Raw genomic sequence first — 25,007 nt, 5'->3', positions numbered from 1 at the left:
CACTGCACTCAAACCGAACGAAAGGGCAGTTTAGACGCCCTTTCCGAACAAACTGTGACCAAAACTAGGTATTTTCGGCGATTGCGCAACTATTGGGCGCGTCTGACCCTGGGAATAGAATCGCCCGCGTGCCGCAAAAGACACGCGGGGCTTTGTTTTCCCAAGTTCCAGCCCCTATTCGGCAGGAACAGCCGCCACTTCGGTGGTCAGAGGATGGCTTAGCTTGTTTAGCATCTCTTTCGGACAGACTTGCAGGAAGTGGGCTTTCTCCACCTCCCAGTGCTGCAGGATATCAGCGGCCTTGCGGCTGTAGGTCTCGGCCTGATGCGTTTCGATCAGTGTCTTGAGTTGGTCAACCCAATGGTCAACGGTCACAGGGCAGGTCACCAGCGTTTCCATATTCATCAGAGCCTCGGCCTTGCCGTCCGGATCGTACAGATAGGCCATGCCGCCCGTCATGCCCGCGCCAAAGTTGGCACCAATGTCGCCGAGGATCACGGCCACGCCGCCAGTCATATATTCACAACCGTTCGATCCACATCCCTCGATCACCACCGTCGCGCCCGAGTTGCGAACCGCGAACCGTTCGCCTGCGCGCCCTGCAGCAAACAAGTGCCCGTCGGTCGCCCCGTACAGAACGGTGTTCCCGATGATGGTATTGTCATCCGCCTTCAGCGGGCTGACCTGCGGCGGGCGCACGACGATCATGCCGCCCGACAGGCCCTTGCCGACATAATCATTGGCATCACCTGACACTTCCAGTTTCAGACCGGGCGCAGCAAACGCCCCCAGCGACTGTCCGGCTGAGCCTTGCAGTTTCACATGCAGGTGGTCGTCCTGGAACGTGTTCCGCATCCCGAAATTCTGCACGATATGGCTGGAGACGCGGGTGCCCACCGTCCGGTGGGTGTTCTGGATGGCGTAAGACAGCTGCATCTTCTCGCCGTCTTTCAGGAACCGCGCCGCGTCGCGCACGATCTCGGCGTCCAGCGTATCGGGTACCGCGTTGCGGTCCTTGTCGCGGTTGTAGACGATGTCATGCGCGCCATCGACAGTGATCAGCAGCGGGTTCAGGTCCAGATCGTCCAGATGCGCCGAGCCGCGGCTGACCTGCGCCAGCAGATCGGCCCGCCCGATGATCTCATCCACCGACCGCGCGCCAAGGCTGGCCAGCAGTTCGCGCACTTCCTGCGCATAGAAGGTGATCAGGTTGACGACCTTGTCGGCATTGCCGGTGAATTTGGCGCGCAGGCTTTCGTCCTGCGTACAGACACCAACCGGGCAGGTGTTCGACTGGCACTGGCGCACCATGATACAGCCCATCGCGATCAGGGCGGCAGTGCCGATGCCGTATTCCTCGGCCCCCATCATCGCTGCCATGACAATGTCTCGACCGGTGCGCAGGCCACCATCGGTCCGCAGGGTCACACGGTCGCGCAGGTTGTTCATTGCCAGAACCTGATGCGCCTCGGTCAGGCCCATCTCCCACGGAAGACCGGCATATTTGATGCTGGTCGCGGGCGAGGCGCCCGTGCCGCCATTGTGACCCGAAATCAGAATGACGTCCGCTTTCGCCTTGGCCACACCGGCAGCAATCGTGCCCACGCCCGAGGACGCCACCAGTTTCACCGTCACTTTGCAGCGCGGGTTGATCTGCTTGAGATCATAGATCAGCTGCGCCAGATCCTCGATCGAGTAGATGTCGTGGTGCGGCGGCGGCGAGATCAGCGTCACGCCCTTGGTCGAGTGCCGCAGACGCGCGATCAAGTCGGTCACTTTCATGCCCGGCAGCTGGCCACCCTCACCGGGTTTCGCGCCCTGGGCGACCTTGATCTCAAGCTCTTCACACTGATTCAGGTATTCGGCAGTCACGCCAAACCGGCCCGAAGCCACCTGTTTGATCTTGGCCGATGGGTTATCGCCATTGGGTTCCGGCACGAAATGCGCCGGATCTTCGCCGCCTTCACCCGAGTCAGATTTCGCGCCAATCCGGTTCATCGCCACGTTCAGCGTTTTGTGCGCTTCGGGGCTCAATGCGCCCAGCGACATGCCCGGTGTGACAAAGCGTTTGCGGATCGAGGTGATCGATTCGACCTCTTCAATCGGCACCGGTTTGCCCAGCGGTTTGAAATCCATCAGGTCACGCAGATGGATCGGCGGGTTCGATTGCATCTTGGCCGAATACTGCTTCCACAGCTCATATGAGGCTCTGTTACAGGCCATCTGCATCATATGCATCGAGGTCGCTTCCCACGCGTGGGTCTCACCTGATTTGCGCGCCTTGTAGAAGCCACCAATGGGCAGCACGTCCAGCCCGCTGTTCCATGCCTTGGCATGGATTTCCTCAGCCTTGGTCTGAATACCGGTAACACCGATGCCGGAAATCCGGCTGGTCATGCCGGGGAAATACTCGGCCACCATGGCACGGCTGAGGCCCACGGCCTCAAAGTTCAGACCGCCACGGTACGAGGAAATCACCGAAATTCCCATCTTGGCCATAATCTTCAGCAGACCCTGATCAATCGCCTCGCGATAGCGCGCGACGTTTTCAGTCAGCGTGCCATCCAGTAGCCCGCGATCAATGCGGTCGGCCAGTGAATCCTCGGCCAGATAGGCGTTCACAACGGTCGCGCCGCAGCCGATCAACACGGCAAAGTAATGCGGGTCGACACATTCGGCCGAACGGACATTCAGAGAACAGAACGTCCGCAACCCCTGGCGGGTCAGATGCGAATGCACCGCGCTTGTGGCCAGGATCATCGGCATCGCCACGCGACCCTCGCCCGAGTTCATATCCGACAACACCAGATGCCCCGCGCCCGAGCGAACAGCCTCTTCAGCTTCGGCTCTAATACGGGCCAAAGCCGCATTCAGCGCGCCCCGGCCGGGCTCAAAGCTACAGTCGATTTCCGCTAGCGGTGAACCGAAGACCTCGACCAGCTTGTCCCACTGCGCGTTACCCACAAAGGGGCTGCCCAAGACAACGATCTCGGTTTGGCTGCTGTCTTCATCCAGCACGTTTTTAAGGTTCCCGAACCGGGTTTTCAGCGACATCACCCGGTATTCGCGCAGGCTGTCGATGGGCGGGTTGGTGACCTGACTGAAGTTCTGGCGGAAGAAGTGGCTCAGTGGGCGGTACCGTTTGGACAGAACGGCCGAAGGCGTATCATCGCCCATCGAGGCGATGGATTCCTTGCCGTCCTCGGCCATTGGCGCAAGGATTTGTTCCAGCTCTTCAACCGAATACCCAGCAGCAATCTGGCGTTTGCGCAACTCCTCGCCGCTGAATTTGGGGCTTTCGGTCACTCCCGCCAGCGCATCATCCAAATCGTGTATCTTGCCCACCCACTCACCGAACGGCAGGGCGCGGGCCAATTTGTCCTTGATCTGCTTGTCGCGGTAAAGCTTGCCGCGCTTCATATCCACGGCCAGCATTTGCCCCGGACCCAGAGCGCCTTTTTCTGTCACGGATGCCTCATCAATCGGCACCATCCCTGCCTCTGACCCGGCGATCACCAGACCGTCGCCCGTCACCACATAGCGCATCGGGCGCAGACCGTTGCGGTCCAGACCGGCACAGACCCATCGGCCATCTGTCATCGCCAACGCGGCAGGACCGTCCCACGGCTCCATCACCGAGTTGCAGTAAGAATACATGTCGCGCCACGCCTGCGGCAGCTCAACCGCCTGCTTGGACCAGCTTTCCGGCACCAGCATGGTTTTCGCCATCGGTGCGGAACGGCCTGCACGAACCAGAACCTCAAAAACCGAGTCTAAAGCGGCGGAATCCGACGATCCGCCCGCGATGATCGGCTTGATGTCTTCGGCATAGTCGCCAAAGGTTCCAGATGCCATGCGGATTTCATGGCTCTTCATCCAATTCACGTTGCCCTTGAGCGTGTTGATCTCGCCATTATGGGCCAACATGCGGAACGGTTGCGCCAGCCACCATTGGGGGAAAGTATTGGTCGAATAGCGCTGATGATAGATCGCAAAAGCGGATTCGAACCGTTTATCCATGAGGTCGGGGTAAAAAACAGCCACTTGTTCCGCCAGCATCATGCCTTTGTATATGATCGAACGGCAGCTGAGAGATGCCAGGTACAGACCCGAGATACCTGCGGCCAAAGCCGCCTTTTCGATGCGGCGGCGGATTACGTATAGCTCGCGTTCAAATGTCTCTTCGTCCACACCCTTGGAGTTCGAAATCAGAATCTGCTCGATCTCGGGACGGGTTGCGTTGGCTTTGTCGCCCAGACAGGTGACATCAACCGGTACATGACGCCAGCCATAGATGTAGTAGCCCATGCGCAGAACTTCGGTTTCCACGATGGTCCGGCAGCTTTCCTGCGCACCGAAATCAGTGCGGGGCAGGAACACCTGACCCACGGCGATCAGCTCGTTCAGGTTGGGCTCATGACCCGTGCGACGAATTTGGTCATAAAAGAACGGAACCGGGATTTGCACGTGGATACCCGCGCCGTCGCCGGTTTTGCCATCAGCATCCACCGCGCCGCGGTGCCAGATCGCCTTGAGCGCGTCGATCCCCGCGTCAACAACCTTGCGCGACGGCTTGCCGTCAATGGACACAACCAGGCCCACACCACAGGAGGAATGCTCTTCATCCTCGGAATAGAGACCATTTTCGGTCATCCACTGACGTTTGGCTTCTTCGGCCCGCGCCCAATCGGCATCATATTTGGTCATTGGCTGTCTCCTTCTTCCGGCAGGGTGTACATGGCTTCGACTTGCGTCTTGGTCATCTGTTTGCGTTCGCCGTCGAACGCATACCCTTCGGGCTTTTTGTCGATATAAAGTTCCAGTTGCAGCGGGTGGCCTGTGTCTTCGAACAGACCTGCTGCTATTTGAGTGTGTCCGTGCATCTCGCCCGGCAGAGTGATCCGATACCAAAGCGCGGAACCACAGTCGGCGCAAAAGGCCCGCTCGGCCCAGTCGGACGAAGTAAAGGTCTTGACCGGACCCAATGCGGCGTAGCCCGGCGCGGCCGGGAATGACACCAGCATCGAACTGGTCCAGCGGCGGCATTGGTCGCAATGGCACGCACCCAGCGAATCTTTCGCCGGGGTGGCGGTCACGGTGACCGCGCCGCACATGCATTGGCCTTGCAATTCGGGCATCAGGCCCTCCTGTCGCTGGGCATTGGGTTACTCGGCTGCGATAGCCGCCTTGGCGTTGAACTTATCTATGATCGCATCGGCGCAGTCGCGGCCGTCGCGGATCGCCCACACGACCAGAGAGGCGCCGCGCACGATGTCCCCGATGGCATAAACGCCATCCATCTCGGTCTCGCCTGTCTGGAAGGCGGCCTTGACAGTGCCCCAGCGGGTCACGGGCAGGTCTGGCTGACCAAACAGAGTGGGCAGGTCTTCGGGCTCAAAGCCCAGAGCCTTGATCACCAGATCAGCCTCTTCCACGTAGTCTGCGCCTTCAATCACTTCGGGGGCCTGACGCCCGGTTGCATCGGGCTGACCCAGCCGCATTTTCTGAACCATGACCCCGGCCACAGTGTCGTCACCAGTGAAACCTTTGGGCGCGCTGAGCCATTCGAAAATCACGCCTTCTTCTTCAGCGTTCTGGGTTTCGCGCTGCGAACCGGGCATATTGGCGCGGTCGCGGCGGTACAGGCATTTGACCGAGGTTGCGCCCTGACGGATCGACGTGCGCACGCAGTCCATCGCCGTATCACCACCACCGATTACGACCACTTTTTTGCCTTCGGCATTCAAGCGGCCATTGTCGAAATCTTCGACAGCATCGCCAAAACTCTTACGGTTTGAGGCGGTCAGGAAATCGATGGCTTTTTCAATCCCGGCCAGACCGCTGCCCGGCATGGACAGGTCACGCGATTTGTACACGCCAGTGGCGATGATCACGGCGTCGTGCTTGCCACGAATTTCTTCGAATTTCGTGGCGTCGACGTCGCAATTTAGCTCAAACGTCACGCCGCCATCTGCCAAAAGGTTGTTGCGTCGCTGAACGATGTCCTTTTCCAGCTTGAACCCGGGAATGCCATACATCAGCAGACCACCTGCGCGGTCATAACGATCATAGATAGTCACTTGTATGCCTGCGCGGCGCAGCATGTCTGCAGCAGCCAGACCGCCGGGGCCCGCCCCGATGATGCCGACACTTTCGCCACGCTCAGCCCCGGGTTGAACCGGTTTGACCCAGCCTTTGTCCCAGGCTGTGTCGGTGATGTATTTCTCGATCGAACCTATCGTGACTGTGCCGTGACCTGATTGTTCAATGACGCAATTGCCCTCGCACAGGCGATCCTGCGGGCAGATGCGTCCACAAATCTCGGGGAAAGTGTTGGTGGCCTGACTGGTGTGATACGCCTCTTCCAAACGTCCAGTGGCCGTTAGGTTCAGCCAATCAGGGATATTATTGTGCAGTGGACAATGCGACTGGCAATACGGCACCCCGCATTGGCTGCAACGGCTGGCCTGTTCGGCCGCCTTTTCAGCGGCGTATTCGGCATAGATCTCGTCGAAATCCTCTCGGCGCGCATCAGCGGCACGCTTTTCCGGCATAACGCGGTCGATCTGTACAAATTTCAGCATCGGTTGCTTGGCCACGGGTCAGACTCCATGAATTGGCTTGGTCGCGCCTCTTTAAAAGATGCGCACAGGGATGAAAAGTCAATTGTGCTGACCTAATTGGTGAAAAATCAAAGCTCGGCAAAATTATTCCATAGTTTTTCGGTGTTTTTAGTTCCGATTCGGACCTATTTGCACGCTTTCCTTTTTGGCACCGCACTTATACCCATTTAAAGCAAAGAAAGCGTGACGGCAGCACGGCGGGGCAGATGAGTTTTTTCCAGTTGATTCTTGTGGCGGTTATTCAAGGAATCACAGAGTTTTTGCCGATTTCATCGTCTGGGCATCTGATCCTGCTTCCCAGTATGACCGGCATGGATGACCAGGGGCTGGCGATCGACGTAGCAGTCCATGTCGGCACACTTGGCGCCGTTGTTTTGTATTTCTGGTCGGACGTCAAACAGGCCATCTTAGGGCTGCCCCAAGCGGTGACGGGACGCCTTGAGACACCTCAGGCCAAACTCGCACTATGCCTGATCATCGCCACGCTGCCTGCCGTCATCGTGGGGGCGATTTTGTATAAAACCGGCCTCAGCGCCGCCATGCGATCCATGGAACTGATCGGTTGGACGATGCTTGGGTTTGGGCTGCTTTTATACTGGATGGATCAAAAGGGTGCGCAAACGCGGCGCGCGGACGATTGGGGGCCACGAGATGCGTTTATCATGGGATTGTGGCAAGTATTGGCGCTGATCCCCGGCACTTCACGTTCCGGCATTACGATCACGGGTGCTCGGCAGTTGGGATACACACGCGAAGACGGCGCACGGATCGCCATGCTCATGTCCATTCCGACAATTCTGGCGTCCGGCGTTTTGCTGTCCACCGAAGTCATCCGGAGCGCGGACGCAGAATTGGCACGCGATGGCGCAATCGCCGCCGCTTTTGCTTTTGTCAGCGCATTACTGGCATTGGCGCTGATGATGCGACTGCTGCGCAGCGTCAGTTTTACGCCTTATGTGATTTACCGCGTGGCTCTTGGGCTTGTCTTGTTGGCTATCGTGTATAGCTGATCAGGTCCGAAGGTTATCAGCCGAATTCTGAATGTCATCATACTGGCCGGCCGGGCGGAACTTCCAAAGGTATTCGGGAAGAATCGATTCCAGGGTCGCGGGCTCAATACCCAATTCCGCAAATCCCATGGCACCTTCCGAGACCACATTATTCCGGCGCAGGTTCTTCAACTGATCACCCGTCAGAATATGGTTCGGAAAAAGCTGAAAGCTGACGAATTTGGCGACGTCCAGAACCCCCGCCATGATCCGGGCCGCCCAAAACGGCATCCCGATGATAACCCGGCGGCGGTGCACAACGTCCAACATCTGCTCCATCAACGCCCGGAAGGATTTGACCTCGGGCCCACCCAGTTCGTAAACGCCAGGTTTTACCTGCCCCAGAACACCCTGCACGGCGGCGTTGGCAACGTCTTCGACATAGACTGGCTGAAACTTTGTCTCGGCACCAACCAAAGGCAGGAACGGCCCCATTCGCGTCATCGCGGCAAAACGGTTAAAGAACTGATCCTCAGTTCCGAAAATCACCGAAGGCCTGAGTATTACGGCATCGGGCATATGCGTCAGAACCCCCGCCTCACCCGCGGCCTTGGTCTGCGAATACACGCTGTCCGAACGCGAATCCGCCCCGATGGCCGAGATGTGGACCATGCGCTTTATGTCGTGCTTGGCTGCAAGTCGAGCAATCCTTTCCGCGCCTTCAGCCTGAACAGGCTCAAAAGCGTTTTTGCCCAGCTCGTTCAGCACACCCACGCAGTTGACCACAGCGTCGGCCCCGTTCATCGCCGCAGCCACCGACGCATCGTCTCGGATGTTGCAAAAAACCGGTTCGACTTGTCCGACAACGCCATAGGGTCTGACAAACATCGCCTCATTTGGTCGCCGTACCGCGACGCGCACGCGCCACCCTTCGCTTGCCAACCGGCGAGTGACATAGCGGCCTACAAATCCCGATCCACCATAAATCGTGACCAGTTTGGACATAAGAGGGCTCCTGCAGCGTGGCTCGTGATCCGATCTACCTGCCAAAGCGCTGGCGAACAAGTCGCAATAACGCCGCGCGTTCCGAATCCACAGCCACTAACCTGTGGCATGGAAACGGGTCAGAAAAATTTTCAACGAACTCACCGAATCCGGTTGACCCTCTCTTCCAGTAGGCTTAAACGCCCCTCCACGACACCTGCCCAGGTGGCGGAATTGGTAGACGCGCTAGCTTCAGGTGCTAGTGTCCGTATGGACGTGGAGGTTCGAGTCCTCTCCTGGGCACCAAATTTCCGACAGAACAATGTTAGGAATCGGCCTTTGCGTCATAGGGCCTAGGGCTGAGGGATTGTTGGTGCTCTGTCACTTCATCAGACAACGGCGGCAATCGGCTTTGCAGGATTCCGCGGTCATGCGACGATCAACCAGGAATTGGCACCACGGCACTTGCAACAGACCGGGTCTCACCGGCTAACAACTTGCACTTTCGTGGTTTTCCCCGGCCGAGATTGACCGGCCACAACTGCTTCGCTACATGGGCGGAAGAGTATCATTTCCACTTGGAAAAACTGATGAAGCATCGGCGCAAGCTTGATTATCTGATGGAGTGGCCTCGCCACGCGAACCGCTTGGGTTACTATGTGCGGGGGCTGTCACATCAACTGACACCTTATGCGCAATGCAGACGGCACACCGAAAAGCTGTTGAAGGACGCACCATCGCGTCCCGATTTCGACGACATTCAAAAGCGTGCAGCCTACTACAACAAGCTGACCGACTCTTTCGACGCATCCGACGCGCCTCTGGTATCGGAAATGGACAGCGACCGAGGCCGGTTTTACTTTGATCTCATCGAGCACGCCAAGGGATTTGGTGCGGACCGTCATCTGGACTATCTGTTTGGCGACATCAGGCTGGTTCCTCCGGTGCCGAAAATCGTCAAGTCCAGGCCAATCTCGGACACCAATGCCAACTCTGTTGTCATCAATCTGAACAAGAACAGGCATTTTTCGTGGACTTCGGATCCTGTTCCATTTCGAGATAAAAAACCTGCTGCGGTGTGGCGCGGAACGGCCCGCACCAAAGCCCGCCGACTTCTGGTCGAGAAATTCTATGACCACCCCGAATTCGATATCGGCCACACCGGCAAGGCCGTGGACGGGCGTCAGACCAAAGGTGGGCTGACGCACAGTCAGCAAAAGCAGTTCAAGTACTTCCTGTCACTTGAAGGCAACGACGTCGCCACCAACCTCAAATGGGGAATGGCGTCAAACATGTTGGTCATGTCGCCCCGGCTGCATTTCGAAACATGGTACATGGAAGGTCGGCTAGAGCCCGACACGCACTTTGTCCTGCTGCGCGATGACTTCAGCGATCTGGAAGAAAAAGTTGCGTATTACAACGAAAACCCCGAGGCAGCAGAAGCAATCATAGCGCAGGCGCACCAGTGGTTGGAACAATTCGAGGACCCGGTGAAGGAAAGTATGATCGCCGCGCTGGTGCTCGAGAAATATTTCCGCCTGTCAGGCCAGCTATAGGCACGTATTCTCGCTCTGCCCCGTTTCACGCGCAGATGGCGACCGCCGGGCGAAGGCTTTTTCGCCCGAATGAGCCGGAGTTCGGAAGCCTGCCTAAGCAGCTTAGTCTTTGCCCGTTTGGGGTTCTGTCAGAACTTTTTGATTAGTCCGGTCTTCCTTTACGCAACCACTGCGCAAAATTCAGATAGCGAACGATAATTGCTCTGGTCGGTCTTCGGATATGTCGATTGACGTTACCCAAATGAGATCGGGCCAATAATCTAGGGACCACGGACAAACTTCGGCTAAACTGGTTTCTCAATTCCAACCTCAAATTGCAGAATCAGGAAAAAGCAATGTCGCGCAAATTGATCGTCTGCCTTGACGGCACAGGAAACGAAATTGAAGCCAACGAATCCAATATTTTACGTCTTTACAAATGCCTAAAGCGGACCGACGAGCAAATCGTATATTATAATGCAGGTGTGGGAACCCTGGACACCCACCCGTTTTCACGGACCTTTCTCAGCAAACCCAAGCTTTTGCTGGGCCTTATTTCCGGTTTGGGACTTGAGACCAACGTTTTGAAGGCGTTCAAATTTCTTTGCGACAATTATCAAGACGATGATCAGCTGTATTTCTTTGGATATTCGAGAGGCGCGTATACAGCCAGAGTTCTTGCCGGGTTCATCAACGACTTCGGACTGGTCGATCCACAGGAATTCCACCTTATTGCGCCGGTGTTTCGCGCCTGGCGCAGGATCTCGGACGATGATCCCCGTGAAATGCATGCCAAGCTGAGAATGCTCGAAAAGGCCTTTCAGGTGCGTCACCCATCGATCCGGTTTCTCGGGCTTTGGGATACGGTCAGCTCGTTAATTCGCATCAAACCTGGAAAGGGAACCATCGTAAAATATGGCTCACATTCCAGCGTGGATGAAAACCCTTCGGTTAAATCGGTACGCCATGTTCTGGCCATCGACGAAACGCGGCGGTTCTTCCGGCATCAGTTCTGGAAAGAGGGTCAGACCTATTATGGGAACCGGTTCAAGAGAAAGAAGGATCCTGTTCCGCAAGATGTTAAGCAAGTCTGGTTTGCTGGCACCCACACGGACGTTGCCGGAAGCCTGAAAGAGGCCAAAGCGGGTCTTTCCAAGATAACAATGCATTGGATGCGAGAAGAATTGGATGGGTTAGGCGATGACGGTCTTGCGTTCAGAGAGCCAACCTACAACCGCTATGTCCTTGGAAAAGAAGACAAGGTGACCAAAAGGATGAACCTTGTGATTTCGAAGCCGGACTATCGCGCGGACCTACACAGCCAAATGAAAAAGGGATGGTTTGTTTTGGAAGGGTTTCCAAGATTGCGGCGCCGATCACGGTGGCCGGACCAGCGCGGCCTGTTTGGATATTATTTGCCATTGGGCCAGAGACGCTTCATTCCACCTGGCTCCACTATTCACCCAACTGCGTTGGAGCGCAGGGATGACAATACGACAGGCTACTCACCGCCCAACCTCAATGGATTCTAGGGTCAGGACCTATTAAGTTTGTTGCCGGTAACTTGGCTGCCCAATTCAAGCCTCTGTGTTTCAGAGGTGTGTCATGCGGATTCTATTCTTTGGACCACTGAACAGATCGAGGCAGTCAGGCGCGAAGCATCTGTGCAAGTATGGCTACCATTTCAAGTGGCACTTCTTACATCTCAGCGAAAGAAGGACATCTTGGAAATGCAATGGTCGGCCTATGATGGGGACTCGCTACGGATTGTTCAGAGCAAAGGAAAGAAATCTGTTTGGGTCAAGGCGTCTCAGGAACTTCGTGAGATACTTGATTCATTGCCAAAGACCTCGCCGAACATCTTTCTGAACAGTAAAGGTCAACCATGGACGCTTTCCGGGTATGACAGTAGCTGGCAGTCAGCAAAGAAGGCGTCAGGTGTGTCAGGCGTCACATTTCACGATTCAAGAGGAACAGCCATCACCCTTGCGTACATTGGCGGGTCTTCGCTACGGGAAATCGCTTTGATGAGCGGTCAAGCATACGGGTTTGTTGATGACGTGGTCGGGTTCTTACCAGGTGACAGTGGCGCGCGTGGTGCATTCAAATCTCTGGCGATGGAAGCACAGCTTACCTTCACCGAGAAAACCAAAGGTGCAATCACGGACAGGGAAATGGGCATGTTCCGTGCAGCCGTTCCGAACCTGGGCCAACAGCAATGACTGAACAACGCGCCAGCGCGAACAGTGGAGTTGTGCCTAAGGCCAGAGACGAAATCGTAACCGACGCCTTGACCCTGAAAGGCCTGGCGAAAGCACTGGACGCACTGACATGGGAAGGCGTCCCGAAGGACTGGGGACCAACCGCAGCCTTGATCCGTACCATCAACCAGCAGGCGACAGAGCATTTTGAAGACCTTGCCCACCAACCAGAGACACCCTGAAAGGAGCCGACATGATTGACCGTCGATCCCTAATTCAATCCGCCCCTGTTGCCGCCCTGTCCATCGGCGCAACCGCCGCAGCCTCGGCCTCCACAGACCCGCATATTGCATGGGTCGCAGAACATAAGGCGGGGTACCGCACCTTGAACGCGGATGCGCTGCGCCTTCTGAACGCTTGAGATATGAAAGTGAATAGCATGCCAGACTTTCCAGCAAACCTAACCGAGATGCACGAGAAGCCCATCGCTGACAACTTGGTTGATGAAATCATAGAACGGATGAGCGAGCTTGATGTTGAAGATTTCGCGCTAATGGCGTTGAAAATCCATGCGCTGCGTAGAGATGATGAAAAGCTTAGCGCAGGCCTAGACAACTATGCGCTCACGCCTCGGCAAGACAAAGAAGATGCGTCATGCGAAATCGACCATGGCTTACTTGCACGTTTAAAGTCGGTATGCGGCGAGAATGAAGTATTGAACTGGGGCCGCGTGATTTGCCATAGCGCGTTGCGCGGCGACGAACGTAGGGTTGAAGCAATTCAGGGTTTGATGCGTTGCCGAGTGGCAAACTGAGGCTGCTCCACCAACGGGCGCGGGACTATGGGCGACAAGCGGAACGCAGATGGCACGTGTTTCAAGTGGTTCGACATCAGGTCGTTTCCGAAAGATCCGCCGCTGGTGGTTGCTCAGGGATAGTCGTATGAGTGCTGGGGTGCACGGCTGAAACTGAGACCGTACTATGGATATTCCACAGACTCTCGATTGGTATCAAACTAGAATGGCTGAAATCGAAGCCGAGCGCATTTCCAATTCCGGGAAACTGGCTCGGCATGAATGGTGGCGGCTTGAATACTATCGAAACCCGTATCTACTGCTTTGCAGCGAAGATGAGTTATTTCAAAGATTTATCGATATCTTCAGCAACACAGTGGGATTAAATGACGTAGGTCAAATTTCATTCGAAGCAGACGACATCCGCAGAGACAAGCAATTCTTCCGAGTTTTCACCCAAATTATGGAAGCGTGCAACTCTAGGGGTGGAATCCAACATGACCTTTTGAACAAGGCTCAATCCGAGATAGCCAAGTATTTCCGAAACGGCACTCCTCCGGGGGTCTCCATGTTCGAAGGCCTTCCGACACAAAAAGCCAACACTATAGTCAAGTTCTCGCGACGGGAACACTTGGAGCCAATGCTGAAGTTTGGGAGAATCCGACTGGCTCCAGCTTCCTTCTATTCCAAGGGAAGCCTCCTAAAATCGATGAGGGACCTGGAAACAGAAAAGGTTTTTCGGATACCGGCAATGAAAGAAGCTCTGGAAGGGCAAAGTCACATAAATGTCCGAGGCCAGAACCTGCCAATCTCAGGGGGTGCCGTATCTTTGAGACTAAGCGTTCCTGACTACTTTCTTTTCTCTACATGCCTGGAGATGGACAGGCGAATGCCAACAGACTTTGACGCAGACGCCGCACTCGTCATCGAGAACAAAGAATTGTTCGTCAGAAAGGTAAAAAAAGCCATCAAGAAAGCAGTGGGGCAGGCGGACATTCATGCTGGCCCCGTGGAGTACTTCGATCCTTTTCGATGGAGCGGCAAACCACCTGTCCCCGAAATGATGAAACACTTCGCTTACGCGTACCAGAAAGAACACAGGATTGCAGCTAGACCAATTGGTGGAATGTCATCCAGCGAGCCTGTGTTCATCGAAATTGGAGCGATGGACAGCTTTGCTAGGCTCGTTCCTGAGTCGAAACTCACGAATCTCGCTTAACACTTACTTCGGCTTGCACCGCAACGGTTGACTTGTTGTCCTTGGTGCTACTGGGCGAGTTATCCTTGGCCCTCTCAAGAACAGACGAATTTCAACCAGGTTTCTATTCTTTGAACTGATCAAAAACCGCTTTTTGAAGATAGTGAATGCGAAATCTCGCCACGAGTCCCCCAAGTGTCCCCCAACACGGCAAGCGGCTCTCGCGTTAGAGAAGTTCAACGCGATTTACTGCCCGGAAGTCGTTGATTTATATTAGAAAAAGTGGTGAGCCGTGCAGGATTCGAACCTGCGACCCACTGATTAAAAGTCAGTTGCTCTACCAACTGAGCTAACGGCCCACTCTTTTGTTAGGATCTTGGCGATCCGTGGCGCTCTCTAGGGCATTTACCCGATTGGGTTCAAGCCTTATTTTGCGCCTCGATCCACCGGCAATTTCTTGCGTTCGGCGTCCCGATAGGCGGCCTAATTAGGCAGGTGGAGCAAGGGGGTCAAGCCCTTTTTTCAGGAATCTGCGCCATGGGGTGGATTCATTCAATGCACACGGTTATATGCCCGCCATGCAACGAATACTGACCTCGGGTTTGCCCTTCATGAAGATGCACGGGCTGGGCAATGACTTTGTCATTGTAGATGCGCGCGCGCAATCTGTCGAAGTGTCTTCCGCGCTTGCGAAAGGAATCGGGCACAGGCAATTCGGCGTCGGGTTCGACCAGCTTGCGGTCATCGAAGACGGAAAGTCAGATGCGCATTTGGTGTTTTATAACGCGGATGGATCGACCTCGGCCGCATGCGGCAATGCCACCCGATGTATTGCGCGATTTCTGATGGACACAACCGGCAAGTCCGACCTGACCCTGACCACGGAACGCGGCACGCTCTATGCCTGCGATGCCGGCGATGGGCTGACGTCGGTGAACATGGGTCAGCCCCAGCTGGACTGGCGCGAAATTCCGCTGGCAGAAGACGTAGATACGCTCGAATTGCCGATCGAAGGCGCGCCGACGGCGACCGGGATGGGCAACCCGCATTGCACGTTCTTTGTCGATGATGCCGAAGCCATTCCTCTGACCGAATTTGGCGCACGCTACGAACACCACCCGCTCTATCCCGAACGGGCCAATGTGCAGGTGGCACAGGTCATCGGCCCGGATCACATCCGTATGCGCGTGTGGGAACGCGGCGTGGGCATTACCCTGGCTTCGGGCTCGTCATCCTGCGCGACGGCTGTGGCGGCCGCAAGGCGTGGCCTGACCGGGCGCAAGGTGAAGATCGACTTGGATGGCGGCACGATCTGGATCGACTGGTGCGAGGATGGTGTTTGGATGACCGGCCCCACCTGCCACGTGTTTTCAGGAACGCTAACCCCTGAGTTCCTGAGGTCGCTGGGATGAACGCCCCCAAATTCACCACGTTGGGTTGTCGCCTGAACGCCTACGAGACTGAGGCGATGAAAGAACTGTCGCAGCAGGCTGGCGTCAGCAATTCGGTCGTGGTGAACACCTGTGCCGTGACAGCCGAGGCCGTCCGTAAGGCCCGACAGGAGATCCGCAAGCTGCGCCGCGAAAACCCCAATGCGCGCCTGATTGTGACCGGGTGCGCGGCCCAAACCGAACCCGAAACCTTCGCCCGTATGGAAGAGGTCGACATCGTCATCGGCAACACCGAGAAAATGCAGCCCGAGACCTGGACAGGCATGGCCGCCGATTTCATCGGGCAAACCGAGGCCGTGCAGGTCGACGACATCATGTCGGTTACGGAAACCGCAGGCCACCTGATCGACGGCTTTGGAACCCGGTCCCGGGCCTATGTGCAGGTCCAGAACGGCTGTGACCACCGCTGTACGTTTTGCATCATCCCCTACGGTCGGGGCAACTCGCGCAGCGTCCCGGCGGGCGTTGTGGTGGATCAGATCAAACGGCTGGTGGACCGGGGTTACAACGAGGTCGTGCTGACCGGCGTCGACCTCACCTCATGGGGCGCGGACCTGCCCGCCCAGCCCAAACTGGGCGATCTGGTGATGCGGATCCTGAAACTGGTGCCGGACCTGCCGCGCCTGCGGATCAGTTCGATCGACTCGATCGAAGTGGATGAGAACCTGATGCAGGCCATCGCCACCGAGTCGCGCCTGATGCCCCACCTGCACCTGTCGCTGCAGCATGGCGACGACCTGATCCTGAAACGGATGAAACGTCGCCACCTGCGCGACGATGCGATCCGGTTCAGCGAAGAGGCCCGCAAGCTGAGACCCGATATGACCTTTGGCGCGGATATCATCGCGGGTTTCCCGACTGAGACCGAGGCCCATTTCGAAAACTCGCTGAAACTGGTCACGGATTGTGACCTGACCTGGCTGCATGTCTTCCCCTACTCCAAACGCGAAGGCACGCCCGCGGCCCGCATCCCGCAGCAGATCAACGGCACCATCATCAAAGCCCGCGCCGCGCGCCTGCGCGCTGCCGGAGACGCTCAGGTCGCGAAACACCTGACCGCACAATTGGGCAAAACCCATCACATCCTGATGGAAAACCCGCATATAGGTCGCACCGAACAATTCACCGAAGTCGCCTTCACCACCCCCCAACGCGAAGGCCAGATCGTCACCGCTACGATCACCGATCACACCGAAAGCCAACTCAAAGCCTGACCCGCCCTTCATCTGGCCAAAAATATCCCGGGGTTGAATTGGCCGCAGGCCAAGAAGGGGCTGGCCCCTTTACGCAGCCCATAACAAAAACCCCCGCCGCCATCTGGCGCGGGGGCTTTCAATCTCAGCGATGCAAAGACCTTAGTCCTGGCGCTTGCCCTTAACACCGGCCCACAGGCGCTTGTTTACCAGGTACAGCAGCACCGACAGAACCGACAGGAAGATCACGCCGACAAAGCCGGAATACTTCCGCTCCATCATCTTCGGCTCGGCCGTCCACATCAGGAAGGCGGCGATGTCTTCGGACATGGCCTCAACCGTGGCCGGGTGACCGTCCGCGAATTCAACCTGATCCTCGGACAGTGGCGGCGCCATCGAAATCCAGCCGCCGGGGAAGGCTTTGTTCTCATAAAGAACGGTGCCTGCCTCTTCCTTTTCCTCACCGGTGTACCCATCCAGCAACGAGGCGATATATTCCGCACCGCCCATGCCTTTGAAGAACTGATTGATCCCCAGACCATAAGGGCCGTGGAATCCGGCGCGGGCCTTGGCCATCAGGCTCAGGTCAGGCGCACCAACACCAGTGTTCGCTGGAAAGTGGTCGACGGGTTTGGCCGGGCGGAAATCGTCCAGCTCGGGGTCGAACACTTCGAAATTGGCCTCGGAATAGGCAATGACCTCTTCTTCCGAATAGCCCAAATCTTCAAGCGTCCGCAGCGGCACATATTGCAGGCCATGGCAGGCTGCGCAAACCTCGGTATAGATCTGAAGCCCGCGCTGAAGCTGGTGCTTGTCCCATGTGCCAAACGGCCCTTCGAACGAGAATTGGAAATCCTCGATATGCTGCTCGCCACCACCTGCCGCGAAAGACGCAGCAGGGGTGAGGGCCAGGGCAAACGCGGCACCGATTGCAAGTTTCTTGAACATGTTTCCGGTCCCTCTTCTTACTCGGCCGGCGTGGCGTCGGCGTCAGCCTTGCCATAATGCGCGTTGAAGTCTTCTTCGATGGTCTCAGGTTGCGCCTCGGGCTTCTCGATCACGCCAAGGATCGGCAGGATCACGAAGAAATAGGCGAACCAGTAGGCCGAAGCGATCAGCGAGAAGGTCGCATAGGGTTCCTCGGCAGGCATTGCACCCAGCCACATCAGGGCGAAGAAGTCGATGATCAGCAGGTAGAACCACCATTTGAACATTGGACGGTATTTGCCCGAACGTACGCTTGATGTGTCCAGCCACGGGGCCAGAGCCATCGCCAGGATCGCACCGAACATTGCGATCACACCAAAGAACTTGGCGTCGATGATGCCGCCAGTGATGAAGCTGGCGAATTGTACAACCCAGACCTCGCCTGTGAAGGCACGCAGGATCGCGTAGAAGGGCAGGAAGTACCATTCAGGCACGATGTGCGCAGGTGTGACCAGCGGGTTAGCCTCGATATAGTTATCGGGGTGGCCCAGATAGTTCGGCATGAAGCCCACAACCGCCCAGAACACAACCAGGATCACTGCAAGTGCGAACAGGTCTTTGATCACGAAGTAAGGCCAGAACGGCAGTGTGTCTTTCTCGGCCTCGGCTTTCGAGCCACGGCGCACTTCAACACCTGTCGGGTTGTTGTTGCCGGTGGTGTGGAAGGCCCAGATATGCACGATCACCAGCGCCGCAATGACGAAGGGCAGCAGATAGTGCAGCGAGAAGAAGCGGTTCAGCGTGGCGTTATCCACCGCGGGTCCGCCGAGCAGCCAGGTCTGGATCGCCTCACCCACAAACGGGATCGCGCCAAACAGGCCGGTGATCACGGTCGCACCCCAGAAGGACATCTGACCCCAGGGCAGAACGTAGCCCATGAAGGCGGTGCCCATCATCATCAGATAGATCAGCATCCCGATGATCCACGTGATCTCACGCGGGGCTTTGTACGAGCCGTAGAACAGGCCACGGAAGATGTGGATGTAAACCGCAACAAAGAACAGCGATGCGCCGTTCATGTGCAGATAGCGCAGCATATAGCCGCCATTCACGTTGCGCATGATGTGTTCGATGCTGGCAAAGGCCAGATCAACATGCGGGGTATAGTGCATCACCAGAACGATACCGGTGACGATTTGCAGCGCCAGGCAGAACGCCAGGACGATGCCCCAGATCCACCACCAGTTCAGGTTCTTGGGGGTCGGGATCATCAGGGTGTCATACAGAAGGCCGACAATCGGCAGGCGGCTGTTCAGCCACTTTTCGCCGTTTGTCTTCGGCTCGTAATGATCGTGGGGAATTCCGGACATCTGGGTCTCCCTTAGCCGAGTTTGATGGTGCTGTTGTCGACCCACTCAGCGGGCGGGACAGGCAGGTTTTCAGGCGCGGGGCCTTTCCGGATACGACCGGCAAGGTCGTAGTGCGAGCCGTGGCATGGGCAGAACCAGCCGCCAAAGTCGCCAGCGTCGCCCAGCGGTACGCAGCCAAGGTGGGTGCAGACACCCATCTGAACGATCCATGCACCCGGTGCTTCGCCCTCGGGCGACGGCATCACGCGGTTTTCGTCGGTTGCCGGAGCGTCGGCGTTCAGGTTGAAGTTCCGCGCCAGTGGGTCGGGCAAGGCGTCGACGCCTTCCGCGTCTTGATCCTTGGCTTCCTGAATCTCAGCACCGGTGCGGTGACGGATAAAGACGGGTTTACCCAGCCACTTCACGGTCAGCTGCGTACCCGGCTCAACGCCGCTTACGTCCACGCGGATCGAGGACAGCGCCTGCACGTCCGCCGAGGGGTTCATTTGGTTGATCAGGGGCCATACGGCTGCACCCGTCGCAACGACACCTGCGCCGCCAGCGACGTAGTAGAGGAAATCTCTGCGGGTGCCTTCGTGGTCTTCTGCGTGGGACACGAGGTTTTCTCCGATTCCGGCGCCCGCAGTTGCGGGCAAACATGCATAAGCACCGCATCAAAGCGGCGTCTCATCGCGGGTATCTAGCGGGGAGAAATCGGTTCGTCCAGCGGTCATAGGCGCGCACTACGCCGCATGTGGGGATTCATGTCACAACGTCATGACAATTTTTCAAGAAGTAGGCGGATCGCCAAACACAAATCTGCACAATACGCCGTTTCCACAGCCTAACTGATTCGTGTGTGCCGGGAAACGCGACGCCGCAGTGCGGATCGAACCTCAGGTCGGGTCTTGCGCCCGTCCCGCGACCAGGATTTCACCTGGTTTTTGCCATCAAAAACTCCACTTCCGGACGATGTCGGCCCAGCGGGATGTTGCATTCAAATTAGATGTTTCAAAAGCTCCTGCCGGGTTCTGATTTGAATTGCACTTTTAACGGGAATGCAGCAAGGCCCGCACAACGTTTGACCTCGGCAGGACTGTCCCCAATGAAAAAGCTTATCCAGATCACGATTCTTTTTTCGCTCTTCCTTTCACCCCAGGCCATCGCGGCCGGAGACCCCGCAAGGGGGGAAGAGCTTTATTACCGCTGCGCATCCTGTCACGCGATCATCAAGGAGGGGGACGTTCTGGTAAAAGGCGGCATCACCGGCCCGAACCTCTACGGCGTGGTCGGGCGTGTCGCCGGTACCGAGACCGACTATCTCAATGGCAGCGAACGCCTGCCCATCGGGCTGTTCACTGGCGACATGATCCGCGCCGGTCAAGAGGGGCTTGTCTGGACCGAGGATACTATCGCCGCCTATGCCAAGGACCCCATCGGGTTTATCAAGGACTACCTGAACGACGAAACCGCCCGCCCGAACATGAGCATAAAACTGAAATCAGGTGCCGAGGATATTGCGGCCTATCTCGCCACGTTCAGCAACTGATTCTAGCTCTGGTCGCACATCAGCGCGGCCAGCGCCTGCAGGTCGGTTCCGATCCCGCCGGCCACCCGTTCCGCCGCAGCCTGGCGCACGTCGTCTGGTTTGTTCTGATTCAGTTTCCATGTGCCCTGAATGTCATCCACCTGCATCCGGCAGGGCACGATCATCCGCATCATGCGATCCAACGCCTCGGGTGTCATCTTCTCCGCACGCCAGGGAGGCTTGGGTAGCAGGCGATTTTCGTAAGCTGAGGACTGGCGATCCAGCAGGTCGCGCAATTCGTCCCGCGGTTGCCGTTCGATCCGACCAGTCAGATGCACGGCCACATAGTTCCACGTCGGCACTTGATCTTCGATCCCGTACCAATCGGGCGAGACATAGCCGTCCGGCCCCGTCACCGCGACCCGCGCGATCTGCGGCTGTTTCAGCACGCGCACGATTGGGTTTGACCGTACCAGATGCAACTCGGCAACGGTGCCGTCCTCGTTCAATAGAAACGGTATATGACTTATCAGCGGCGCATCCTCGGTCGACAGCGCCAGCATGCCAAAGGCCCGGTCACGGGCAAAAGCGATGTGCCGGGCGCGATCCTCGGCGCGAAATGCGGGGTTTGGGTGCATCACAAGTCTCCTCATGGAACGCCTTGCAGATTCGGGTCGGCCTTGGCAAGGTTGTCCTCGTTCTCAGGGCGGGGCGAAATTCCCCACCGGCGGTATGCGGGCGATGACCCGTGAGCCCGCGAGCGGCTTCGGACTATCCGGGGTGACAAGCAGATCTGGTGAGAGGCCAGAGCCGACGGTTACAGTCCGGATGAAAGAGAACGCGTAGCGTGCCGCTCGGCGCGACTGCTCGTGATCGCCTTGGGTGAAGTGTCTGTTTTGCTAAGGAGATCATGATGACACACACCCGATATGCTTTTGTCAAAGCCAACTGGCATTCCGATATCGTCGACCGCGCGTTGGACGGGTTTTTGGAACTTATCCCCTCGGACCAGGTTGATGTATTTGACGTCCCCGGCGCGTTCGAAATGCCATTGCTCGCACGGGATTTGGCCCAAACTGGCGAATACGCGGCCGTGGCCTGCGCGGCCTTTGTGGTGGACGGCGGCATCTACCGCCATGACTTTGTGGCCCAAGCTGTGGTCGATGGCCTGATGCGTGCCGGGATGGATACCGGCATCCCCGTCCTTTCGGTTTCGCTGACCCCGCATCAGTACCAGGAAACCGACCACCACAACGCCATCTATCGCGACCACTTCATCCAAAAGGGACACGAGGCCGCGCAGGCCGCACTTGCGATCACGAACATCCGTCATTCCCTGACAGTGGAAACCTGATCGGCTTCATCTGGCTAAAAATATCCCGGGGGTGAATTGTGCCAAAGGCACAAGAGGGGGCTGGCCCCCTCCGCCACTTTGCCGAAATCCGCTTGAGGCCGTGGGCCTTGCCCGCTAATCACGTCCCTCAAAGGAGCACGCCCCATGTCGATGAACAGCTTTGGACACCTCTTCCGCGTCACCACTTGGGGTGAAAGCCACGGCCCTGCCTTGGGCGCGACTGTCGACGGTTGCCCTCCGGGCGTGCAGATAGACGAGGCAATGATCCAGCACTGGCTGGACAAGCGCAAACCGGGCCAGAACAAGTTCACCACCCAGCGACGCGAGCCCGATCAGGTCAAAATCCTGTCCGGCGTGTTCGAGGGGCAAACGACCGGCACGCCTGTGCAGTTGATGATCGAAAACACCGACCAACGCTCGAAGGACTACGGCGATATCATGGACAAGTTCCGTCCGGGTCACGCCGATATCACCTACTGGCAAAAATATGGCATCCGAGACTATCGCGGCGGCGGGCGCAGTTCGGCCCGTGAAACCGCATCCCGCGTGGCTGCGGGAGGGCTGGCGCGCGAGGCAATCAAGCAAATCGCTCCGAATGTGCAGATCACCGGCTATATGGTGCAGATGGGCCCACGTAAGATCGATCGCAATAATTTCGACTGGTCCCAGATCGAAGAAAACCCGTTCTGGACGCCTGATGCACAGGCCGCTGACGATTGGGCCGCGTATCTGGACGACCTGCGAAAATCTGGCAACTCGGTCGGCGCTGTGGTGGAGGTTGTGGCGCGTGGTGTCCCCGCAGGGCTGGGCGCGCCGATTTACGCCAAGTTAGACACTGATCTGGCCGCCGCGATGATGTCGATCAACGCCGTCAAAGGCGTTGAGATCGGCGAAGGCATGGCCGCCGCCGAACTCACCGGCGAGGCCAACGCGGATGAGATATTCATGGGTCAGAACGGCCCACAATACAGCTCGAACCACGCGGGCGGCATTCTGGGCGGCATCTCGACCGGACAAGACGTCGTGGTGCGCTTTGCGGTCAAGCCGACGTCGTCGATCCTGACCACCCGCAAGACCATCACCAAATCCGGTGAAGAAACCGAGATCATCACCAAGGGCCGCCACGACCCCTGTGTTGGCATCCGCGCGGTGCCGGTGGGTGAAGCAATGATGGCCTGCGTGATCCTCGACCACTTGCTGCTGCATCGCGGGCAAATCGGAGAAAACCGTGGACGGATCGGCTGATCTGCGGATCCGCCTGCGTGGCGTCGTTGCGCAGCGGATGGAGACAGACCCCGCCCACGATCTGGCGCATTTGGACCGGGTCTGGGTGAATGCGCAAGCCATCGCTGAAGCGCAAACGGATATGCGGGTTCTACTGGCGGCATCCTATCTGCATGATCTGGTGAATTTGTCGAAAGACGACCCGGATCGCCACCTGGCCTCGCGACGATCGGCTGAAGAATCAGAGCCTATTCTTCAGGGTTTGGGCTTTGAACCAACCCAAATCCGCGCCATTCAACACGCGATATTGGCGCACAGTTTCTCGGCCAACATCGCACCAGAAACGCAGGAAGCCTGCATCTTGCGTGATGCAGACCGATTGGATGCGCTGGGCGCAATCGGGATCGCACGGAATTTCTCGGTGTCAGGCGCTTTGGGCCGGACGCTCTATGATGCTGCGGACCCGTTTGCAGCGCATCGGGCGCTGGACGATCTGCACTATTCGCTCGACCATTGGAAAGTGAAACTGCTGAGCTTGTCCGACGACATGCTGACCGAAACCGGGCGTCAAATCGCGATCCGACGCACTGCCCGCATGATCCGATTTTTGGAAGAGTTCGCCGAGGAGATCGGCAATGATCTGCCTCAAACCTGGGTGAACAGCAACCACACCCGTTGATCTTTGCCCCTTAAAGGCGCAGGGTCGCGCCTATGGCGAAATCGTTAACATCGCATCGACCCATACTGGCCGTGGGTCTGAAACTGGGCGCTCTGTTCTTGTTCACTTCGATGGCCGCTCTGGTCAAGGCGCTGTCCGATGATTTCCCGCCGGGCGAGATGGTTTTTTTCCGTTCGCTCTTTGCAATCCCGGTCATCATTGCCTGGTTGATCTGGCGCCGAGAGCTGGCGCAAGGTTTTGTCGTCAAGAAACCCATGGGTCATTTTTGGCGCGGGGTTTTGGGCACCTCGGCCATGGGCCTTACCTTCACCGGCCTCAGCTTGCTGCCCCTGCCCGAAGTGACAGCGATTGGATACGCGACACCGATCTTTACGCTGATTCTGGCTGCCTTCATGCTGGGCGAGCGTATTCGCCTGATCCGCATCGGTGCAGTGGCCATTGGGCTGCTGGGCGTTCTGATCATGATCTGGCCGCGTCTTGGCGGCAACAATATGGACACGGCAGCCACGGTAGGGGCACTCTGCGTTCTGGCCGCAACCATGGCGCGCGGCTTTGTGCAGATCCACATCCGCCAACTTGTGCAGGTCGATCACCCGGCGGCGGTGGTGTTTTATTTCTCGATTACTGCAACCGTACTGTCGGCGCTGACAGCCTTTTGGGGGTGGACAATGCCCACATGGGAACAGGCACTAATCCTGATCGCTATGGGTCTTGTCGGCGGCATCGCCCAAATCCTGATCACCTCATCCTACCGGTTCGGACAGGCCTCGATGCTGGCCCCCTATGACTATACGACTATGCTGTTTGCGATTGTGATCGGCTATGTTTGGTTCGACGAATTGCCGACGCTTGTCATGCTTGGCGGGGCGGCTTTGGTGATTGCGGGCAATGTGCTGGTGATCCTGCGCGAACACCAATTGGGCTTGGAACGCGGCAAAGCGCGATCTGTAACGGACCCAAAAGCCTGATCTTTACCTTT

At 57.3% G+C, this 25,007-nt stretch carries 23 protein-coding genes, 2 tRNA genes and 1 riboswitch; of the genes, 16 read left to right on the top strand and 9 right to left on the bottom strand.

The window, feature by feature from the left end:
* Positions 1-174: 174 nt before the first annotated feature.
* Genes gltB through ACR0CR_RS12500 form a run of 3 tightly spaced genes read right to left on the bottom strand, consistent with a single transcriptional unit; the run spans position 175 to position 6,599 of the window.
* Complete coding sequence (gene gltB / locus ACR0CR_RS12510) at positions 175-4,707, bottom strand: glutamate synthase large subunit (protein ID WP_480599534.1); 4,533 nt, start codon at positions 4,705-4,707, stop codon at positions 175-177.
* Positions 4,704-5,138, bottom strand: coding sequence for a GFA family protein (locus ACR0CR_RS12505; RefSeq protein ID WP_480599532.1), 435 nt, complete (start codon positions 5,136-5,138; stop codon positions 4,704-4,706). The genes gltB and ACR0CR_RS12505 overlap by 4 nt, the downstream gene beginning before the upstream one ends.
* Before the next feature lie 27 nt (positions 5,139-5,165).
* A complete protein-coding gene (locus ACR0CR_RS12500) occupies positions 5,166-6,599 on the bottom strand; it encodes an NAD(P)-dependent oxidoreductase (RefSeq protein ID WP_480599530.1) in 1,434 nt (477 codons plus the stop codon).
* A 230-nt stretch (positions 6,600-6,829) separates the two neighbouring features.
* On the opposite strand from ACR0CR_RS12500, the gene ACR0CR_RS12495 reads away from it, so the two are divergent.
* A complete protein-coding gene (locus tag ACR0CR_RS12495; protein WP_480599528.1) occupies positions 6,830-7,633 on the top strand; it encodes an undecaprenyl-diphosphate phosphatase in 804 nt (267 codons plus the stop codon).
* Here the strand turns inward: ACR0CR_RS12495 and ACR0CR_RS12490 are convergent, their stop codons facing one another.
* Complete coding sequence (locus ACR0CR_RS12490) at positions 7,634-8,617, bottom strand: complex I NDUFA9 subunit family protein (RefSeq protein WP_480599526.1); 984 nt, start codon at positions 8,615-8,617, stop codon at positions 7,634-7,636. It lies immediately after the preceding gene.
* A 198-nt stretch (positions 8,618-8,815) separates the two neighbouring features.
* Between ACR0CR_RS12490 and ACR0CR_RS12485 the strand changes: the two genes are divergently transcribed.
* The 8 genes from ACR0CR_RS12485 (at position 8,816) to ACR0CR_RS12450 (ending at position 14,344) form a co-directional block, all read left to right on the top strand.
* Positions 8,816-8,902 (top strand) — tRNA-Leu (locus tag ACR0CR_RS12485).
* A gap of 284 nt (positions 8,903-9,186) precedes the next feature.
* The gene (locus ACR0CR_RS12480; RefSeq protein WP_480599524.1) at positions 9,187-10,152 is read left to right on the top strand and encodes a glycosyl transferase family 90; all 966 of its coding nucleotides are present in this window, start codon (positions 9,187-9,189) and stop codon (positions 10,150-10,152) included.
* 335 nt (positions 10,153-10,487) lie between these two features.
* The gene (locus ACR0CR_RS12475; RefSeq protein ID WP_480599522.1) at positions 10,488-11,663 is read left to right on the top strand and encodes a DUF2235 domain-containing protein; all 1,176 of its coding nucleotides are present in this window, start codon (positions 10,488-10,490) and stop codon (positions 11,661-11,663) included.
* Positions 11,664-11,729: 66 nt separating this feature from the next.
* On the top strand, positions 11,730-12,353 hold the full coding sequence (locus ACR0CR_RS12470) for a tyrosine-type recombinase/integrase (RefSeq protein WP_480599584.1): 624 nt from the start codon (positions 11,730-11,732) through the stop codon (positions 12,351-12,353).
* Complete coding sequence (locus tag ACR0CR_RS12465) at positions 12,350-12,574, top strand: hypothetical protein (protein WP_480599520.1); 225 nt, start codon at positions 12,350-12,352, stop codon at positions 12,572-12,574. The genes ACR0CR_RS12470 and ACR0CR_RS12465 overlap by 4 nt, the downstream gene beginning before the upstream one ends.
* A gap of 11 nt (positions 12,575-12,585) precedes the next feature.
* On the top strand, positions 12,586-12,753 hold the full coding sequence (locus ACR0CR_RS12460; protein WP_480599518.1) for a hypothetical protein: 168 nt from the start codon (positions 12,586-12,588) through the stop codon (positions 12,751-12,753).
* Between the two features lie 18 nt (positions 12,754-12,771).
* A complete protein-coding gene (locus ACR0CR_RS12455) occupies positions 12,772-13,146 on the top strand; it encodes a hypothetical protein (protein ID WP_480599516.1) in 375 nt (124 codons plus the stop codon).
* Positions 13,147-13,351: 205 nt separating this feature from the next.
* Positions 13,352-14,344, top strand: a complete 993-nt coding sequence (locus ACR0CR_RS12450; protein WP_480599514.1) for a hypothetical protein — start codon at positions 13,352-13,354, stop codon at positions 14,342-14,344.
* A 262-nt stretch (positions 14,345-14,606) separates the two neighbouring features.
* On the opposite strand, the gene ACR0CR_RS12445 is transcribed toward ACR0CR_RS12450, so the two are convergent.
* A tRNA-Lys gene (locus ACR0CR_RS12445) sits at positions 14,607-14,682 on the bottom strand.
* Between the two features lie 210 nt (positions 14,683-14,892).
* Between ACR0CR_RS12445 and dapF the strand changes: the two genes are divergently transcribed.
* Together dapF and mtaB are read left to right on the top strand one after the other, a co-directional pair.
* Complete coding sequence (gene dapF / locus ACR0CR_RS12440) at positions 14,893-15,735, top strand: diaminopimelate epimerase (protein WP_480599513.1); 843 nt, start codon at positions 14,893-14,895, stop codon at positions 15,733-15,735.
* Positions 15,732-16,988, top strand: a complete 1,257-nt coding sequence (gene mtaB / locus ACR0CR_RS12435; protein ID WP_480599511.1) for a tRNA (N(6)-L-threonylcarbamoyladenosine(37)-C(2))-methylthiotransferase MtaB — start codon at positions 15,732-15,734, stop codon at positions 16,986-16,988. Before dapF ends, mtaB begins: the two co-directional genes overlap by 4 nt.
* 141 nt (positions 16,989-17,129) lie before the next feature.
* On the opposite strand, the gene ACR0CR_RS12430 is transcribed toward mtaB, so the two are convergent.
* From ACR0CR_RS12430 to petA, 3 genes are read right to left on the bottom strand one after another with little or no spacing between them, the layout of a single operon-like run.
* Positions 17,130-17,915: a cytochrome c1 gene (locus tag ACR0CR_RS12430; protein ID WP_480599509.1), complete on the bottom strand. Its 786-nt coding sequence runs from the start codon at positions 17,913-17,915 to the stop codon at positions 17,130-17,132.
* Between the two features lie 17 nt (positions 17,916-17,932).
* Entirely contained in the window at positions 17,933-19,264 is a 1,332-nt protein-coding gene (gene petB / locus ACR0CR_RS12425; protein ID WP_480599507.1) for a cytochrome b, read from the bottom strand.
* Between the two features lie 11 nt (positions 19,265-19,275).
* A complete protein-coding gene (gene petA, locus ACR0CR_RS12420; protein ID WP_480599505.1) occupies positions 19,276-19,860 on the bottom strand; it encodes a ubiquinol-cytochrome c reductase iron-sulfur subunit in 585 nt (194 codons plus the stop codon).
* A gap of 488 nt (positions 19,861-20,348) precedes the next feature.
* On the opposite strand from petA, the gene ACR0CR_RS12415 reads away from it, so the two are divergent.
* Positions 20,349-20,792 carry a c-type cytochrome gene (locus ACR0CR_RS12415; RefSeq protein WP_480599503.1) on the top strand — a complete coding sequence of 148 codons (444 nt, stop codon included), beginning with the start codon at positions 20,349-20,351 and terminating at the stop codon, positions 20,790-20,792.
* Positions 20,793-20,794: 2 nt separating this feature from the next.
* On the opposite strand, the gene ACR0CR_RS12410 is transcribed toward ACR0CR_RS12415, so the two are convergent.
* Positions 20,795-21,409: an FMN-binding negative transcriptional regulator gene (locus tag ACR0CR_RS12410; protein ID WP_480599501.1), complete on the bottom strand. Its 615-nt coding sequence runs from the start codon at positions 21,407-21,409 to the stop codon at positions 20,795-20,797.
* A gap of 55 nt (positions 21,410-21,464) precedes the next feature.
* Positions 21,465-21,615: riboswitch (FMN riboswitch) on the top strand.
* A 69-nt stretch (positions 21,616-21,684) separates the two neighbouring features.
* Here ACR0CR_RS12410 and ACR0CR_RS12405 point away from each other — a divergent pair.
* The 4 genes from ACR0CR_RS12405 (at position 21,685) to ACR0CR_RS12390 (ending at position 24,996) form a co-directional block, all read left to right on the top strand.
* Positions 21,685-22,125 (top strand): 6,7-dimethyl-8-ribityllumazine synthase, encoded by a 441-nt coding sequence (locus tag ACR0CR_RS12405; protein WP_480599499.1) that lies wholly within the window; start codon positions 21,685-21,687, stop codon positions 22,123-22,125.
* Between the two features lie 144 nt (positions 22,126-22,269).
* Positions 22,270-23,370 (top strand): chorismate synthase, encoded by a 1,101-nt coding sequence (aroC, locus tag ACR0CR_RS12400; RefSeq protein ID WP_480599496.1) that lies wholly within the window; start codon positions 22,270-22,272, stop codon positions 23,368-23,370.
* On the top strand, positions 23,354-24,028 hold the full coding sequence (locus ACR0CR_RS12395) for an HD domain-containing protein (protein ID WP_480599493.1): 675 nt from the start codon (positions 23,354-23,356) through the stop codon (positions 24,026-24,028). Before aroC ends, ACR0CR_RS12395 begins: the two co-directional genes overlap by 17 nt.
* Positions 24,029-24,060: 32 nt before the next feature.
* On the top strand, positions 24,061-24,996 hold the full coding sequence (locus ACR0CR_RS12390) for a DMT family transporter (RefSeq protein ID WP_480599490.1): 936 nt from the start codon (positions 24,061-24,063) through the stop codon (positions 24,994-24,996).
* The last annotated feature ends 11 nt before the right edge of the window (positions 24,997-25,007 follow it).

Source organism: Ruegeria sp. AM2, from assembly GCF_056540685.1.
Note: the sequence above shows the minus strand (reverse complement) of the source record. Positions and strands in the feature narration are given on the sequence as shown.

Coding starts and splice junctions, on each gene's coding strand:
- petB (WP_480599507.1), bottom strand. CDS start 19,264: ATGTCCGGAATTCCCCACGATCATTACGAGCCGAAGACAAACGGCGAA.
- ACR0CR_RS12450 (WP_480599514.1), top strand. CDS start 13,352: ATGGCTGAAATCGAAGCCGAGCGCATTTCCAATTCCGGGAAACTGGCT.
- dapF (WP_480599513.1), top strand. CDS start 14,893: ATGCCCGCCATGCAACGAATACTGACCTCGGGTTTGCCCTTCATGAAG.
- ACR0CR_RS12455 (WP_480599516.1), top strand. CDS start 12,772: ATGCCAGACTTTCCAGCAAACCTAACCGAGATGCACGAGAAGCCCATC.
- ACR0CR_RS12390 (WP_480599490.1), top strand. CDS start 24,061: ATGGCGAAATCGTTAACATCGCATCGACCCATACTGGCCGTGGGTCTG.
- ACR0CR_RS12430 (WP_480599509.1), bottom strand. CDS start 17,915: ATGTTCAAGAAACTTGCAATCGGTGCCGCGTTTGCCCTGGCCCTCACC.
- ACR0CR_RS12405 (WP_480599499.1), top strand. CDS start 21,685: ATGACACACACCCGATATGCTTTTGTCAAAGCCAACTGGCATTCCGAT.
- ACR0CR_RS12490 (WP_480599526.1), bottom strand. CDS start 8,617: ATGTCCAAACTGGTCACGATTTATGGTGGATCGGGATTTGTAGGCCGC.
- ACR0CR_RS12465 (WP_480599520.1), top strand. CDS start 12,350: ATGACTGAACAACGCGCCAGCGCGAACAGTGGAGTTGTGCCTAAGGCC.
- ACR0CR_RS12495 (WP_480599528.1), top strand. CDS start 6,830: ATGAGTTTTTTCCAGTTGATTCTTGTGGCGGTTATTCAAGGAATCACA.
- gltB (WP_480599534.1), bottom strand. CDS start 4,707: ATGACCAAATATGATGCCGATTGGGCGCGGGCCGAAGAAGCCAAACGT.
- ACR0CR_RS12505 (WP_480599532.1), bottom strand. CDS start 5,138: ATGCCCGAATTGCAAGGCCAATGCATGTGCGGCGCGGTCACCGTGACC.
- ACR0CR_RS12415 (WP_480599503.1), top strand. CDS start 20,349: ATGAAAAAGCTTATCCAGATCACGATTCTTTTTTCGCTCTTCCTTTCA.
- ACR0CR_RS12460 (WP_480599518.1), top strand. CDS start 12,586: ATGATTGACCGTCGATCCCTAATTCAATCCGCCCCTGTTGCCGCCCTG.
- mtaB (WP_480599511.1), top strand. CDS start 15,732: ATGAACGCCCCCAAATTCACCACGTTGGGTTGTCGCCTGAACGCCTAC.
- ACR0CR_RS12475 (WP_480599522.1), top strand. CDS start 10,488: ATGTCGCGCAAATTGATCGTCTGCCTTGACGGCACAGGAAACGAAATT.
- ACR0CR_RS12480 (WP_480599524.1), top strand. CDS start 9,187: ATGAAGCATCGGCGCAAGCTTGATTATCTGATGGAGTGGCCTCGCCAC.
- ACR0CR_RS12410 (WP_480599501.1), bottom strand. CDS start 21,409: ATGCACCCAAACCCCGCATTTCGCGCCGAGGATCGCGCCCGGCACATC.
- aroC (WP_480599496.1), top strand. CDS start 22,270: ATGTCGATGAACAGCTTTGGACACCTCTTCCGCGTCACCACTTGGGGT.